At 75.7% G+C, this 16,793-nt stretch carries 4 protein-coding genes; all 4 read left to right on the forward strand.

Features of this window, described 5'->3' with window-relative positions; all coding sequences use genetic code 11:
- The first annotated feature begins 5 nt into the window (after positions 1-5).
- The 4 genes from ACQP2P_RS22475 (at position 6) to ACQP2P_RS22490 (ending at position 16,712) form a co-directional block, all read left to right on the forward strand.
- Complete coding sequence (locus tag ACQP2P_RS22475; protein WP_433618877.1) at positions 6-4,847, forward strand: beta-ketoacyl synthase N-terminal-like domain-containing protein; 4,842 nt, start codon at positions 6-8, stop codon at positions 4,845-4,847.
- A gap of 31 nt (positions 4,848-4,878) precedes the next feature.
- Complete coding sequence (locus tag ACQP2P_RS22480) at positions 4,879-5,787, forward strand: ABC transporter ATP-binding protein (protein ID WP_433618879.1); 909 nt, start codon at positions 4,879-4,881, stop codon at positions 5,785-5,787.
- A 45-nt stretch (positions 5,788-5,832) separates the two neighbouring features.
- Positions 5,833-6,549: an ABC transporter permease gene (locus ACQP2P_RS22485; protein WP_433618880.1), complete on the forward strand. Its 717-nt coding sequence runs from the start codon at positions 5,833-5,835 to the stop codon at positions 6,547-6,549.
- A 98-nt stretch (positions 6,550-6,647) separates the two neighbouring features.
- Entirely contained in the window at positions 6,648-16,712 is a 10,065-nt protein-coding gene (locus ACQP2P_RS22490) for an SDR family NAD(P)-dependent oxidoreductase (protein WP_433618882.1), read from the forward strand.
- Positions 16,713-16,793: the final 81 nt, after the last annotated feature.

Consider the following 16,793-nt stretch of genomic DNA (forward strand, 5'->3'; position numbering starts at 1 on the left):
CGGCGATGAGCGTATCGATGGACAACGTCGTCGAGGCGCTGCGGACGGCGCTGGTCGACAACCAGCGGCTCAAGCAGCAGAACCAGCGCCTCGCGGCGGTCACCGGCGAGCCGATCGCGATCATCGGGATGAGCTGCCGCTTCCCGGGCGGCATCGCCTCGGCCGAGGACCTGTGGGACCTCGTCGCGGCCGGTCGCGACGCCATCGCGCCGTTCCCCGACGACCGCGGCTGGGACCTCGACGCCCTCTACAGCCCGGACCCCGACCGCAGCGGCGCCTCGTACGCCCGCGAGGGCGGCTTCCTGCGCGGCGCCGGCGAGTTCGACCCCGGCTTCTTCGGCATCAGCCCGCGCGAGGCCCTCGCCATGGACCCGCAGCAGCGGCTGCTGCTGGAGCTGTCCTGGGAGGCGATCGAGCGGGCCGGCATCGACCCGCTCTCGCTGCGCGGCACCCGCACCGGCGTCTACGCGGCCACCAGCGGCCAGGACTACACCGCCCTGCTCGCCGCGACCGCCACCCCCGTCGACGGCTACCTCGGCACCGGCAACTCGGCCTCCGTCGCCAGCGGCCGCATCTCCTACACGCTCGGCCTGGAGGGCCCGGCGATCAGCATCGACACGGGCTGCTCCTCGTCGCTCGTCGCGCTGCACCTGGCCGCCCAGGCGCTCCGCCACGGCGAGTGCACCCTCGCCCTCGTCGGCGGGGTGTGCGTGATGTCGACCCCGGCCGCGTTCGTCGAGTTCTCCCGCCAGCGCGGCCTCGCCGTCGACGGCCGCTGCAAGTCCTTCGCCGCGGCGGCCGACGGCACCGGCTGGGCCGAGGGCGCCGGGCTGCTGCTCGTCGAGCGGCTCAGCGACGCCCGCCGCAACGGCCACCCCGTGCTCGGCGTCGTGCGGGCCACGGCCGTGAACCAGGACGGCGCCAGCAGCGGGCTCACCGCGCCCAACGGCCCGTCGCAGCAGCGCGTCATCCGGGCCGCGCTCGACGGGGCCGGGCTCGGACCGTCCGACGTGGACGTCGTGGAGGGCCACGGCACCGGCACGCGGCTCGGCGACCCGATCGAGGCGCAGGCGCTGCTGGCCACCTACGGCCGCGACCGCGAGCCGGGCCGGCCGCTGCTGCTCGGGTCGGTGAAGTCGAACATCGGCCACTCGCAGGCGGCCGCGGGCGCCGCGGGCATCATCAAGATGGTCATGGCGATGCGCCACGGCCTGGTCCCGCCGACCCTGCACGTCGACGAGCCCACCCCGCAGGTCGACTGGGCGGGCGGCGCGGTCGAGCTGGTGACCGCCGCGCGACCCTGGCCGGCGGCCGACCGCCCACGGCGCGCGGGCGTGTCCTCGTTCGGCATCAGCGGCACCAACGCCCACGTGATCCTCGAGTCAGTGGAGGAGTCGGCCGTCGCGCCCGCCGCCGATGCCGGCGTGCCGGTGGCGTGGACGGTGTCGGCCCGCTCCGAGGAGAGCCTGGACCGGCAGACGGCCCGGCTGCGGGACTGGCCGGGGTCGCCGCTGGACATCGGCTACTCGCTGGCGGCGACGCGGGCGGGCCTCGAACACCGGGCCGTGCTCCTGGACGAGCAGACCGTGCGCGGCTCGGTGACCCGGGGCGGACTGGCCGTGCTCTTCCCCGGCCAGGGCTCCCAGCGGGCCGGGATGGGTGAGGAACTGTCCGCGGTGCATCCGCGGTTCCGGGAGGTGTACGAGGAGGTCCGCGCCCTGTTCCCGGAGCCGTCCGGGTCGGTGGACGAGACCCGCAACGCGCAGGCGGCCCTGTTCGCCATCGAGGTCGCGCTGTTCGAGCAGTTACGGGACTGGGGCCTGCAGCCGGATTTCCTGGCGGGTCATTCGGTCGGTGAACTCTCGGCGGCCTACTGCGCCGGCGTGCTGAGCCTCGCCGACGCGGTCAAGGTGGTGGAGGCTCGCGGCCGGTTGATGGGCGAGCTGCCGCCGGGTGGCGGGATGCTGGCCGTCGGGGCGCCGGTGGACGAGGTGCCCGACGGTGTGTCGGTGGCGGCGGTCAACGGGCCGTCGTCCGTGGTGTTGTCCGGCCCCGTTGAGGTGCTGGACGCGCTGGTGTTCCCGGGTGTGCGCACGACCCGGCTGCGGGTGTCGCACGCGTTCCACTCGCCGCTCATGGCGCCGATGACCGCCGCGTTCGCCGAGGTGCTGCGGTCGGTCGAGTGGCGGCCGGCCCGGATTCCGATCGTGTCGAACGTGACCGGCGAGCTCATGACCGAGTTCGACGCCGACTACTGGGTGCGGCACGTGCTGGCGACGGTGCGGTTCCAACCGACGCTGCGATATCTGCACCGGGAGGGCGTGCGGACCTTCCTCGAAGCCGGGCCGGGCAGCGCGCTCAGCGTCCTCGGGCCGGACTGCGTCGAGGACGCCGCGTTCATCCCGCTGCTGCGATCCGGCCAGCCCGAGCCGCGGGCCCTGCTGACCGGCCTCGCCCAGGCCCACGTGCGCGGCACCGGCATCGACTTCGCCGCCTACCACCGCGGCGGGACGGCCGTGCCGCTGCCGACCTACGCGTTCGACCGGCAGCGCTACTGGCCCGACTTCGTCCGCCGCGCCGACCCCGCCGCCTGGCTCTACCGCACCGGCTGGGAGCGCCTGCCCGACGCCGAACCGCCCGTGCTGCACGGCACCTGGCTGCTCGCCGTGCCGCCCGCCGACGCCGACGAGTGGATCGCCGCCCTGCGCAAGGCCGGCGCCGACCCGCGCCTGCTCGCCGAGGGCACCGACGGCCCCGTGTCGGGCATTATCTGCGCGACCGGGCTGCACGACGCGCTCGACCTCCTGCACCGGCCGGACCTCGACGCGCCGCTGTGGTGCGTGACGCAAGACGACCCGATCCTGTGGGGCGTGGGCCGGGTCGCCGCGCTGGAGCAGCCGGCCCGGTGGGGCGGCCTGATCGAGATTCCCGCCGAGGGCCCGCTGCCGCTGGCGGCCGTATGCTCGGTCCTCGCCGGCAAGGACGGCGAGGACCAGGTTGCCGTCCGCGCCGACGGGACCTATGGACGCCGCCTGCGCCGCGCCACCGTGGCCCCCACCGCCCCCGGAGGGGCCAGAACACCCCGCACCGTTCTGCTGGCCGGCGCGGCCACCGAGCGCGTCCCGCCCGTCACCCGCTGGCTGACCGCGAACGGCGTCGAGCGCGTCATCACCGAGGCCGGCCCGGACGACGTCGTCGACGGCGTGGTGTACCTCGGCGGCGCGACCACCGCCCCGAGCCCGATCGGCCCGGACCTCGCCCGCGCCATCGAGGACGAGACGCGGACCCTGCGGGAGCTCGCCGACACCTACGGCGACACACCCCTCGACCTGTTCGTCACGTTCGGCTCCACCGCCGCGACCTGGGGCAGCGGCGGCTTCGCGGTCGCCGCCGCCGCGGGCGCCTACGCCGAGGCCGTCGTCGAGCGCCGCCGCGCCAGGGGCCTGGGCGGGCTCGCCGTCGCCTGGGTGCCGTGGGCGCAGCCGGACGGCGACGACGACTCGCTGCTCCGCCGCGGCCTGCGCCCCCTCGCGCCCGAGCCCGCGCTCGCCGCGCTCGGCCTCGCGCTCGCCCGCGACGAGGCAAGCGTGGCGGTCGCCGACGCCGACTGGTCCCGCTTCGCCGCCGTCTTCACCGCCGCCCGCCCGAGCGCCCTGCTGCGGGACCTGGCCGGCCCCGAGCCCGCGCCGCGGCCCGAGCCGGTCGAGGCCGACCTGCGCCCGCGGCTGCTCGCCGTCTCCGCCGACGAGCGCTACGACATCCTGCTGCGGCTCGTCGGCGAGCTGGCCGCCGAGGTGCTCGGCTTCGCCGGCACGGACCGGCTCGACCTCGGCCGCGAGTTCCTCGAGCTCGGCTTCGACTCGCTGACCGCCCTCGAACTGCGCAACGCCCTGCGCCGCCGGCTCGGCCTCGAACTGTCCGCCACGCTGCTCTTCGACCATCCGCGGCCCGACCTGCTCGCCCGGCACCTGGCCGCGAGCCTCGGCGGCGAGGACGACGCGGCCGAGACGGCCGCCGAGCGCCCCGGCGGCATCCTCGGCTGGCTGCTGACCTACACCGAGTCCGTCGGCCGGGCCGCCGACTACACCGAGCTGCTCGTGCGGCTCGCCCAGTTCCGGCCGAGCTTCCGCGACGCCGGCGCGCTGGCCGTCCCGCCCGCCGCCGTCCGGCTCGCCCGCGGCGGGGACGCGCCCGCGCTCATCTGCTGCTGCACCATGTCGATGATGTCGGGGGCGCACGAGTACGCCCGCCTCGCCGCCGGGTTCCGCGGCCGCCGCGACGTCTACGCGCTGCCGAACCCGGGCTTCGGGGTGGACGAGCCGCTCCCGGCCGACCTCGACACGCTCATCGCCACGCACGTCGCGACGATCCTGCGCACCGTCGGCGACGCCCCGTTCGTGCTGGCCGGCCACTCGGGCGGCTCGCAGGTCGCGAACGTGCTCGCGCACGCCCTCGACGCCCGGGGCCGCTCGCCCGAGGCGGTCGTGCTCATGGACAGCTACGCCATGGGCAGCGAGGTGCTGGGGGAGTGGGTGCCGGAGCTGCTCGACGGCCTCACCGAGCGCACCGTCGCCTACACCCCGATGGACGACTTCCGCACCACCGCGTGGGCGGCCTACCTGCCGTTCTTCGCCGAGTGGCAGGCGCTGCCGATGGCGGCCCCCACACTGCTCGTCCGGGCCACGCAACCCCTCGGGGTGTGGTCCGGACCGGGCGACTGGCGCTCCTCATGGTCGATGCCCCACGATGTACTCGACACTCCGGGCAATCACTTCACCATGGTCGGAGACCACGCCGACGCCCTCGCCCGCAACGTACAAATCTGGCTGGAGGACCGATCGTGTTGAGCGTTTCAGCGAGCTGGCCCGGAGGACTGCCGTGCCCGTGATCGAGGTCGAGAACCTCATCAAGCGCTACGAGTCGAAGACCGCCGTCGACGGCGTCTCGTTCACCGTCGAGCCCGGCGAGATCTTCGGGATCCTCGGGCCCAACGGCGCCGGCAAGACCACCACCGTCGAGTGCATCGAGGGCCTGCGCCGCCCCGACGGCGGCTCGGTCAAGGTGTTCGGGCTCGACCCGCTGCGCGACGCCGAGGCCCTGCGCGAGCGGCTGGGCGTGCAGCTGCAGGAGAGCCAGCTGCCCGACAAGATGAAGGTGCGCGAGGCGCTGAAGCTCTACGCGTCGCTCTACCGCGACCCGGCCGACCCCCTCGAACTGCTGGAGCAGCTCGGGCTGACGGACAAGCTCGACTCGTACTACAGCAAGCTCTCCGGCGGCCAGAAGCAGCGGCTGTCCATCGCCCTCGCGCTGATCGGCAACCCCGAGGTCGCCGTCCTGGACGAGCTCACCACGGGCCTCGACCCCAGCGCCCGCCGCGACACGTGGGAGCTCATCGAGAAGGTCCGCGACCGCGGCGTGACGATCCTGCTCGTCACGCACTTCATGGACGAGGCCGAGCGGCTCTGCGACCGCCTCGCCATCTTCAACAAGGGCAAGGTCGTCGCCGTCGACACCCCCAGCGCCCTCATCGAGCAGGTGCAGAGCGAGGTCCGCGTGCACTTCCAGCCCTCGAAGCCGGTCGACAGCGCCGTCCTCGAGGCGCTGCCCGAGGTGAGCGCCGTGCACACGACCGCGACCGAGACCGTCGTGACCGGCACCGGCAACGTGCTCTTCGCCGTCACCTCGGCCCTGGCCGCCCAGCAGGTCATCGCGAACAACCTGCGGGTCGAACAGGCGAACCTCGAGAACGTCTTCCTGCAGCTCACCGGCCACTCGATCGAAGATTAGGGCAGAGGAGACAGTCCCTTGAAGGGCTTCGGCAATTTCACCGTCATGGAGATGAAGCTCCTGCTGCGCGAGCCGATCGTGCTGCTCTTCGGCGTGGCCCTGCCGGTCGTGCTGCTCGCCGTCTTCGGCAACCTCGCCATGATGAAGACGCCCGACCCCAACCTCGGCGGCCTGCGCGTCCTCGACGTCTACCTCCCGCCACTCATCAGCGTCACGATCACGATGCTCGGCCTGTCCACGATCAGCGCCGTGCTGTCGAACTACCGCGAGCGGGGCATCCTCAAGCGGCTGGCCACCACCCCGGCCAAGCCCCTCACCCTGCTGCTGGCCGAGATGGTCGTGCACCTCGTCGTCATGGCGGTGACGGTGGCGCTGCTGCTGTTCGTCGGCATCGGCCTGATGGACATCCCGGCGCCGAAGAACTTCGCCGGCTTCGTCGTCGCGTTCGTGCTCGCCGCCGCCTCCGTCTTCGCCATCGGCCTGCTGGTGGCGGCCCTGGCCCCCAACGCCCGTGCCGGCAGCGGCCTGGGCAGCATCCTGTTCTTCCCCGTGGTGTTCTTCGCCGGGCTGTGGACGCCGGGGCCGGCCATGCCCGAGATCCTGCGCCAGATCGCGGTCTTCACGCCGCTCGGCGCCGGCTCCCAGGCCATGCAGGCGGCGTGGGACGGCGACTGGTGGCAGCCGCTGCGCCTCGGCGTCATGGTCGTCTACGCGGTCGGCGGCTGCCTCGCCGCGTCGAAGCTCTTCCGCTGGACCAGCTGAGTCCCCGCCTAGGGGATCGTCGCGCCGGTTAGGGGTTCTCCACTGTGGAGCGTCATCGCTAGCTTCAGGTGACGGAACCGGCGCGACGGGCTGGTGTGATGGACAACGAAGAGAAGCTGCGCGAATACCTCAAGCGAGTCACCGGCGATCTGCGCCGGACCCGGCAGCGGCTCCGGGAGGTCGAGGACGGCCGCGCGCAGCCGGTCGCGATCGTGGGCATGGCCTGCCGCCTGCCCGGCGGCATCGCCGATCCCGAGCAGTTCTGGCAGGTCGTCGCCGACGGTCACGACGTCGTCGGCGACTTCCCGGCCGACCGCGGCTGGGACCTGGAGGAGCTGTACGACCCGGACGGCGCCCGCGCGGGCAGCACGAGCACGCGCCAGGGCGGCTTCCTCGCCGGGGCCGGTGACTTCGACGCCGCCTTCTTCGGCATCAGCCCCCGCGAGGCCCTGGCCATGGACCCGCAGCAGCGGCTCCTGCTGGAGGTCTCCTGGGAGGCGCTGGAGGACGCGGGCATCGACCCGCTGGGCCTGCGCGGCGCCCGCGCCGGGGTCTACACGGGCCTGATCCACGGTGGGTACGCCACCGCCGCCGACCTCCCCGAGGGCGTGGACGGCCACGTGGGATTGGGCAACTCCAGCAGCGTCGCCTCCGGCCGCGTCGCGTACGCCCTGGGCCTGGAGGGCCCCGCCGTCACCATCGACACCGCCTGCTCCTCGTCGCTCGTCGCCCTGCACCTGGCCGCCCAGGCGCTGCGCGGCGGCGAGTGCGACGTGGCCCTCGCCGGCGGCGTCACCGTGATGCCCGGCCCGGCCACCTTCGTGGACTTCTCCCGCCAGCAGGGCCTGGCCCCGGACGGCCGCTGCAAGGCGTACTCCGCCGCCGCCGACGGCACCGGCATGGCCGAGGGCATCGGCATCCTCGTCGTCGAGCGCCTGGCGGACGCCCAGCGCCTCGGCCACCGGGTCCTGGCCGTGCTGGCCGGCTCCGCCGTGAACCAGGACGGCGCCAGCAACGGCCTGACCGCCCCGAACGGCCCGTCGCAGCAGCGCGTCATCCGCGCCGCCCTCGCCGCCGCCGGCCTCGGACCGTCCGATGTGGACGTCGTCGAGGGCCACGGCACCGGCACGCGGCTCGGCGACCCGATCGAGGCCCAGGCCCTCCTGGCGACCTACGGCCAGCGCGAGCCGGACCGCCCGCCCCTGCTGCTCGGCTCGGTGAAGTCGAACATCGGCCACACCCAGGCCGCGGCCGGCGTGGCCGGGGTCATCAAGATGATCCTCGCCATGCGCCACGGCCTGGTGCCGAAGTCGCTGCACCTGGCCGAGGCGTCCCCCCGCGTCGACTGGACCGCCGGCGCGATCGAGCTGCTCACCGAGGCGCGCCCGTGGCCCGCCTCCGACCGTCCCCGCCGGGCCGGCGTGTCGTCGTTCGGCATCAGCGGCACCAACGCGCACGTGATTCTGGAGTCGGTCCCCGAGGAGCCCGTCGCGCCCACCGCCGACGCCGGCGCGCCGGTGGCGTGGACGGTGTCGGCCCGCTCCGAGGCGGCGCTGGCCGAGCAGGTGGCCCGGCTGGACGGCTGGCCCGGCTCGCCGGTCGACATCGGCTACTCGCTGGCCGCGACGCGCGCGGGCCTCGAGCACCGGGCCGTGCTCGTCGGCGGCGAGACCGTCCGGGGCTCGGTGACACCGGGCGGGCTCGCGGTGCTGTTCCCGGGCCAGGGCTCCCAGCGCGCCGGGATGGGCGCCGGACTGGACTTCCCGGTGTTCCGGCGGGTCCACGACGAGGTGCGGGCCCACTTCGGCGAGCTGCCGGACGAGCGCATCGACGCGACCGAGATCACCCAGCCGGCGCTGTTCGCGTTCGAGGTCGCGCTGTTCGAGCAGCTGCGGGACTGGGGCCTGCAGCCGGATTTCCTGGCCGGTCACTCCGTCGGCGAGCTGTCGGCCGCCTACTGCGCCGGCGTGATGAGCCTGCCCGACGCGGCCCGGGTCGTCGCCGCGCGCGGCCGCCTGATGGCGCAGCTGCCGCCCGGCGGCGTGATGGTCGCCGCGGCGTGCTCGGCGGCCCAGGCGGAGGCGGTGCTGTCCGGCTCGGTGGCGATCGCCGCCGTGAACGGGCCGTCGTCGGTCGTGCTCTCCGGCCCCGCCGGCGAGGTGGCCGCCGTGGTCTCCCGGCTCGGCGATGTGCGCACCAAGGCGCTGCGGGTCTCGCACGCGTTCCACTCGCCGCTCATGGAGCCGATGACCGCCGCGTTCGCCGAGGTGCTGCGCTCCGTGCGGTGGCGCCCGGCCCGGATCCCGATCGTGTCGAACGTGACCGGCCAGCTCATGACCGAGTTCGACGCGGACTACTGGGTGCAGCACGTGCTCGCGCCCGTCCAGCTGGACCCGACGCTGCGGTTCCTGCACGGCCACGGGGTGCGCACGTTCCTCGAGGCCGGGCCCGGGGCCGCGCTGAGCGCCCTCGGGCCGGACTGCGTCGAGGACGCCGCGTTCATCCCGCTGCTGCGCTCGGGCCGCCCGGAGCCGCAGGCGCTCCTGCACGGCCTGGCCCAGGCCCACGTGCGCGGCACCGGCATCGACTTCGCGGCCTACCACGCCGGGACCGCCGTGCCGCTGCCGAAGTACCCGTTCCAGCACCGCCGCTACTGGCTCACCCCCGCGGCCCGCTCCGGCGACGCCACCGGCCTGGGGCTGGAGACGGCCGGACACCCGCTGCTCGGCGCCCTGGTCCGCATCGCGGGCGGCGACGAGCTCATGTGCACGGGCCGCCTCTCCGTCGCCGCGTACCCGTGGCTGGCCGACCACCGCGTGCACGGCGCCATCATCCTGCCCGGCACCGCCCTGGTCGACCTCGCCGCCGGCGTGGGTCGTGAGGCCGGCTGCCCGGCCGTCGACGAGCTGGTGCTGGACACGCCGCTGACCCTGCCGCCGGGCTCCGCCGTCGCCGTCCAGGTGCGGGTCGCGGCCGCCGACGGCGACGGCCGCCGCGCGGTCACCATCCACTCGGCCCCGGCCGACGGCGGCGACGAGCCGTGGACCCGGCACGCGACGGGCGTGCTGGCACCCGCGGCGCCCCCGCCGGCCGCGAGCCTGCCGCTGCCGGTGGAGGCGGACCCGATCGGGGCCGACGAGGTCTACGAGCGCCTGGCCGGCCTCGGGCTCGGCTACGGGCCGGCCTTCCGCGGCCTGCGCTCGCTGTGGCGCGACGGCGAGGACGTCCACGTCGAGGCCGAGCTCCCCGTCGCCCTGCCGACCGCCGGCTTCGGCATCCACCCGGCCCTCTTCGACGCCGTCCTGCACGCGGCCGGCTGGGTCGACGGCCACACCGCGGGCCTGCCGTTCGCCTGGTCCGGCGTCACGCTGCCCGCCCCCGGCACCGGCTCGCCAGCCGTCCGCGCCCGGCTGCGGCCCGCCCCGTCCGGGGTCGAGATCACCCTGGCCGACCCGGCCGGCGTCGTCATCGGCACCGTGACGTCGCTGGCGGCCCGCCCCCTCATCGCGCCGGCCGACCCCCTCTACCGCACCGAGTGGACCCCGGTGCCGGCGACGGCGGGCACGAGCACGAACACGCAGACGCTGACGGTGGCGCCCTCGGGCCCGGACGTCCTCGCCGACCTCCACCGGACCGTGACCGCCGTGCTCGCCCGGATCCAGCAGGGGCTGGCCGAGCCCGAGCCGCTCACCATCGTCACCCGCGGCGGCGTCGCCACCGGCCCGATCGACCCGGACGACCCGATCGACCCGATCGACTCGATCGGCCCGATCGACCCGATCGGCCCGATCGACCCGATCGACTCGATCGACCCGATCGACCCGGTCGCCGCGGCCGTCTGGGGTCTGGTCCGCGCCGCCCAGACCGAGCACCCCGGCCGCATCCGGATCGTCGACAGCGACACCGACGACCTGCCCGCCCTCCCGGACGGCGAGCCCCAGCTGGCCGTGCGCGCCGGCCGGCTCCTCGCCCCGCGGCTGACCCGGCACGAGACCGAGCCCCCGCCGCCCCCGCGGCTCGACGGCACCGTCCTGGTGACCGGCAACCCGTCCGGCCTGGCCGGCCTCGTCGCCCGCCACCTGCACGAGCACCACGGCGCCCGGATCGTCCTGGCCGGCCGCCGGGGCCCCGCCGCCGCCGGGGCCGCCGAGCTGGTCCGCGACGGCGTCGTGGAGCGGGCCGTCGCCTGCGACCTGGCCGACCCGGCTCAGCTCGCGGAGCTGCTGCACTCCGTGCCGGGCCGCCTGGCCGGCGTGGTCCACACGGCGGGCCTCACCGACGACGGCACCGTGGCCTCCCTCCGCGCCGATCAGGTGGCGACGGTACTGCGCGCCAAGGCCGACACCGCCTGGCACCTGCACACCCTGACGGCCGGCCGCGACCTCGACCTGTTCGTCGTCTTCTCGTCCGTGGCGGGCGTGCTCGGCGCCGCCGGCCAGGCCAACTACGCCGCCGCGAACGCGTTCCTCGACGCCCTCGCCCGGCACCGCTGCGCCCAGGGCCTCCCGGCCGTCTCGATCGCCTGGGGCCTGTGGGAGCACGCCACCGCGATGACCGCCGGGCTCGGCGAGGCCGACCGGCGCCGCATGGCCCGCGACGGCCTGCAACCCCTGCCGACCCCGGACGCGCTGCGGCTGTTCGACGCGGCGGCCACCGGCACCGAGCCGAACGTGGTCGCGGCCCGGCTCGACCCGCGGGCCCTGCGCCGCCGGACCCGCCCGCGCCCCGCCGAGGCCCGCGTCCCGGTCAGCGAGGGCCTGGCCGGGCACCCCGACCAAGTCCTGCACCTGGTCCGCACGCACGTCGCCGCCGTCCTCGGCCACGCCGGCCCCGCCGCCGTCGGCGCCGACCAGGCGTTCTCGGACCTCGGCTTCGACTCGCTCACCGCGATCGAGCTGCGCAACCGCCTGGCCGTCGCCACGGGACTGCGCCTGCCCGCGACCCTCGTCTTCGACTACCCGCGCCCGGCCGTGCTGGCCGAGCACATCCTGCGCCGGCTCGCGCCGGCCGCCGCCCCCGCGACCGACCGGCCCGCCGGTGCCGACCGTCCCGCCGGTGGCGACCGGATCGCGATCGTCGGCATGGCCTGCCGCTACCCCGGCGGCGTGGCCGGGCCCGAGGACCTCTGGCGGCTGCTGGCCGGCGGCGAGGACGCGATCGGCGACTTCCCCGCCGACCGCGGCTGGGACATCGAGGGACTCTACGACCACGATCCCGACCCGGACGGCAAGTCCACCACCCGGCAGGGCGGGTTCCTCTACGACGCCGGCGGGTTCGACGCCGCCTTCTTCGGCATCAGCCCCCGCGAGGCGCTGGCCATGGACCCGCAGCAGCGGCTGCTGCTCGAGGTCTCCTGGGAGGCGATCGAGGCGGCGGGCGTCGACCCGGCGACCCTGCGCGGCAGCCGGACCGGGGTCTTCGCCGGCCTGATGTACCACGACTACGCCCGCTCGACCGGCACCGTCCCGACCGGCGTCGAGGACTTCCTCGGCGTCGGCACCTCCGGCAGCGTGCTGTCGGGCCGGATCTCGTACGCGCTGGGCCTGGAGGGCCCCGCCGTGACCGTCGACACCGCGTGCTCGTCGTCCCTCGTCGCCCTCCACCTCGCCGCGCAGGCGCTGCGGGCCGGCGAGTGCGACGCGGCCCTCGCCGGCGGCGTGACGGTGATGGCGCAGCCCACCACGTTCGCCGACTTCTCCCGGCAGCGGGGGCTGGCCGGGGACGGGCGCTGCAAGTCCTACGCCGACGCCGCCGACGGCACCGGCTGGTCCGAGGGCGTCGGCGTCCTCGTCCTGGAGCGCCTCACCGACGCCGAGCGCCTCGGCCACCGGGTCCTCGCGGTCATCGCCGGCTCGGCCGTGAACCAGGACGGCGCGTCGAACGGGCTGACGGCTCCGAACGGTCCGTCGCAGCAGCGGGTGATCCGGGCGGCTCTGGCGAGTGCGGGGCTGGAGCCGTCCGATGTGGACGTGGTGGAGGGGCACGGGACCGGGACGCGGCTCGGGGATCCGATCGAGGTGCAGGCGTTGCTGGCGACCTACGGCCAGGACCGTCCGGCGCCGGTGCTGCTCGGCTCGATCAAGTCGAACCTGGGCCACACCCAGGCCGCGGCCGGCGCCGCCGGCATCATGAAAATGGTCCTCGCCATGCGGCACGGGATCGTCCCGCAAACCCTGCACGCGGACACGGCCTCGTCGCAGGTGGACTGGTCGGCGGGTGCGGTGGCGCTGGCGACGGAGGCCCGGCCGTGGCCGGTGGCGGACCGTCCGCGCCGGGCGGCGGTGTCGTCGTTCGGGATCAGTGGCACGAATGCGCACGTGATCCTGGAGTCGGTCGCCGAGGCGGCGGCGTCTGCGGCTGAGGCTGATGTGCCGGTGGCGTGGGTGGTGTCGAGCCGGTCCGAGGCTGGTGTGGAGGCGCAGGCGGCTCGGTTGTCGGGTTGGCCGGGTTCGCCGGTGGATATCGGGTTCTCGCTGGCGTCGACGCGGACGGCTTTCGAGCATCGTGGTGTGCTGCTGGACGGTGAGCTGGCGGTGCGCGGGTCGGTGGTCCAGGGTGGGACGGCCGTGCTGTTCCCGGGTCAGGGTTCGCAGCGGGCCGGAATGGGTGAGGAGCTGTCCGCGGTCTACCCGCGCTTCCGGGAGGTGTACGAGGAGATCCGCGCCCTGCTGCCGGAGCCGTCTGGGTCGGTGGACGACACACGCAATGCGCAGGCGGCCCTGTTCGCGATCGAGGTCGCCTTGTTTGAGCAGTTGCGGGAGTGGGGTCTCAAGCCGGATTTCCTGGCGGGTCATTCGGTCGGTGAGCTGTCGGCGGCGTATTGCGCTGGCGTGTTGAGTCTTGCGGATGCGGTGAAGGTTGTTGAGGCTCGTGGCCGGTTGATGGGGGAGTTGCCGGCGGGTGGCGGGATGCTCGCGGTCGGGGCGCCGGTGGATGTGGTGCCCGACGGTGTGTCGGTGGCGGCAGTCAACGGGCCGTCGTCGGTGGTGCTGTCTGGACCGGTTGAGCTTCTGGACAAGTTGGTGTTTCCGGGGGTGCGCACGACCCGGTTGCGGGTGTCGCACGCGTTCCACGCGCCGTTGATGGAGCCGATGACCGCTGCGTTCGGCGAGGTGTTGCGCTCTGTGGAGTGGCGGCCGGCCCGGATTCCGATCGTGTCGAACGTGACCGGTGAACTCATGACCGAGTTCGACGCGGACTACTGGGTGCGGCATGTCCTGGCAACCGTGCGGTTCCACCCGACCCTCCAGTTCCTGCATGGGCAGGGGGTGCGGACGTTCCTCGAAGTCGGGCCCGGTGGTGCGCTCAGTGCGTTGGGGCCGGACTGCGTCGAGGATGCCGCGTTCATTCCGTTGCTGCGGTCCGGTCAGCCTGAGCCCCGCGCGCTGCTGCATGGGCTTGCGCAGGCGCACGTTCGCGGGACCGGGATCGACTTCGCGGCCTACCACCGCGGTGGGAAGGTCGTGCCGCTGCCCACCTACGCGTTCCAGCACCAGCACTACTGGCTCAGCAGCGCGCCCGCCGCCGATGCCGGAGGGCTCGGGCAGGAGGCCGGCGGGCACCCGCTGCTCGGGGCGATGGTCCGGCTCGCGGGCGGCGACCAGTACGTGTTCACCGGCCGGATCTCCCTCGCCGCGCTGCCGTGGCTCGCCGACCACCGGGTGCTGGGCACCGCGGTCGTGCCGGGGACGGCGCTGCTCGACATGGTCCTCGCGGCCGGCGCCAGGGCCGGCTGCCCCGGGGTCGAGGAGCTCGTCCTCGACACCCCCCTCGCGCTGCCGGCCACCGGCGCGGTGACGCTGCAGCTGACCGTCGGCGCCGAGGACGGGGACGGTCGCCGCGGCATCGAGGTGCACTCGCACCCCGCCGACGACCCCGAAGCCCCCTGGACCCGGCACGCCACCGGCTCCCTCGGCGCCGCCCGGCCGCCCGCGTCCGGCGCGGAGCTGGCCGTCTGGCCGCCCACCGGCGCCGAGCCCGTCGACCGCGACGGCCTCTACGACGGCCTCGCCGACGCCGGCCTCGACTACGGGCCGGTCTTCCGCGGCGTGCGCGAGCTGTGGCGCCGCGGCGACGACGTGTACGCCGAGGCCGTCCTCCCCGACGGCGTGCCGACCGGCGGCTTCGGCCTGCACCCGGCCCTGCTCGACGCGACCCTCCACGGCCTCGGCCGGGTCGGCGGCGTGAGCGACCCCGCGGGCCTGCCCTTCGCCTGGTCCGGCGCGGCGCTGCCGACCGGCGAGTCCGGGCTGTCGGTCCTGCGCGCCCGCCTGAGCCCCGCCGAGCACGGCGTCGCCATCGTCGTCGCCGACGCCACCGGCGCCACGATCGGCTCGGTCGAGTCGCTGGCGACCCGCCCGATCGCGGCCGGCCGGCTCCCGGCCGCCCCGGCCGGCGACGACCTGCTGCGCGTGGCCTGGCTCCCGGCCGCCCCGCCCCCCGGCCCGGCACCGGTCCCGGCCGAGGTCGCCGTCGTGCGGATCGACTCGGACGACGCCCGGTCGGCCGTCGCGGAGGCGTTGCGCGCGGTCCAGGACCTCGTGCGCCGCCCGGACGCGACCGGCGCCGGCCTGGCCGTGGTCACCCGGGGCACCGGCCCGGCCGCCGCCGCGGTGTGGGGGCTGGTCCGCTCCGCCCAGTCCGAGCACCCGGGCCGCATCCGCCTCATCGCACTCGAAGACCCCGCCGACTCCGCCGACCCCGCCGACCCCGCCGACTCCGCCGACCCCGACGACGGCGCCCGCCTGGCCGAGGCCCTCGCGCTCGACGAACCCCAGCTGGCCCTGCGCGGCGGGCAGTTCCTGGTGCCGCGCCTGCAGCCCGCCGGCGCGGAGCCGGCCGAGCCGCCGGCGCTCGAGGACGGGACCGTGCTCGTCACCGGCAACCCGGCCGGGCTCGCGGGGCACGTCGCCCGGCACCTGGCGGCCCGCTACGGGGTGCGCAGCCTCGTGCTCGCCAGCCGCCGCGGCCCCGCCGCCACCGGGGCCGGCGACCTCGCCGCCGAACTGGCCCGCGACGGCGTCGTCCTGCGGCCCGTCGCCTGCGACCTCACCGACCGCGCCCAGGTCGCCGCGCTGCTCGACGGCATCACCGCCGACGGGCGCCTCGCCGGCGTCGTGCACACCGCCGCGGTCGTGGACGACGCCACCATCACCGCGCTGACGCCGCAGCGCGTCGACGCCGTGTTCGGGCCGAAGGCGGACGCGGCCCGGCACCTGCACGAGCTGACCGTCGGCGCGCGGCCGGAGCTGTTCGTCCTGTTCTCCTCGATCTCGGGCGTCCTGGGCGGGGCCGGGCAGGGCAACTACGCGGCGGCGAACGCCTACCTCGACGCTCTCGCCCATGAGCGCCGCCGCGCCGGGCTGCCCGCGCACGCGATCGCCTGGGGCCTGTGGGCCGGCGCCACCGGGATCACCGGCGGGCTGGGCGAGGCCGACCGGCGCCGCCTGGCCCGGCACGGCCTGGCGCCCATGGCGGCGGGGGAGGCCCTGGAGCTGTTCGACCGGGCCGTGCGCGGCATCGAGCCGGCCCCGGTCGCCGCCCGCCTCGACCTCGCCGCGCTGCGCCGCGCCGCCCGCACCGAGCTGCCGCCGCCGATGCTGCGCGCGCTGATCCGCACCCGGCCGCGGCCGCGGACCGAGTCCGCCGAGACGCTCACCCAGCGGCTCGCGCTGCTGCCCGACACCGAGCGCCCGCGGCACGTGCTGCACCTGGTGCGCACCCACGTCGCGGCGGTGCTCGGGCACGCCCGGCCGGACGCGATCGGCGCCGACCAGGCCTTCTCCGAGCTCGGGTTCGACTCGCTCACCGCGGTCGAGCTGCGCAACCGGCTCAACGCGGCGACCGGGCTGCGGCTGGCGGCCACCCTCGTCTTCGACTACCCGAAGCCGGCGCTGCTGGCCGGGCACCTGCTGGACCTGGCCGCGCCGGCGCCGGCCGCCGGGGGCGGGCCGCTCGACGACCTCGCGCGGCTCGAGGGGGCCATGGCCGGGCCGGGCGACGGGCCCGACGAGGAGACCCGGGGCGTCGTCGTGGCGCGGCTGCGGCGGCTGCTGGACACCCTCACGGCGTCCGAGGCCGGACCGGCGGCGGCCGGGGAGATCGACGAGGCCACCGACGACGAGCTGTTCGCGCTGCTGGACCGCCGCATGGGCGCGGCCTGAGCGCACCGTCCGCCGCTCAACGGCCGGAAGCGGTTCGCCGACGCCGACGCCGACGGCGCCGGGCGCTCGAGCGGGCTCCGG

The organism is Dactylosporangium sp. CA-139114 (assembly GCF_050955725.1).
Classification (GTDB): Bacteria; Actinomycetota; Actinomycetes; order Mycobacteriales; family Micromonosporaceae; genus Dactylosporangium.

Coding starts and splice junctions, on each gene's coding strand:
- ACQP2P_RS22475 (WP_433618877.1), top strand. CDS start 6: ATGAGCGTATCGATGGACAACGTCGTCGAGGCGCTGCGGACGGCGCTG.
- ACQP2P_RS22485 (WP_433618880.1), top strand. CDS start 5,833: ATGGAGATGAAGCTCCTGCTGCGCGAGCCGATCGTGCTGCTCTTCGGC.
- ACQP2P_RS22490 (WP_433618882.1), top strand. CDS start 6,648: ATGGACAACGAAGAGAAGCTGCGCGAATACCTCAAGCGAGTCACCGGC.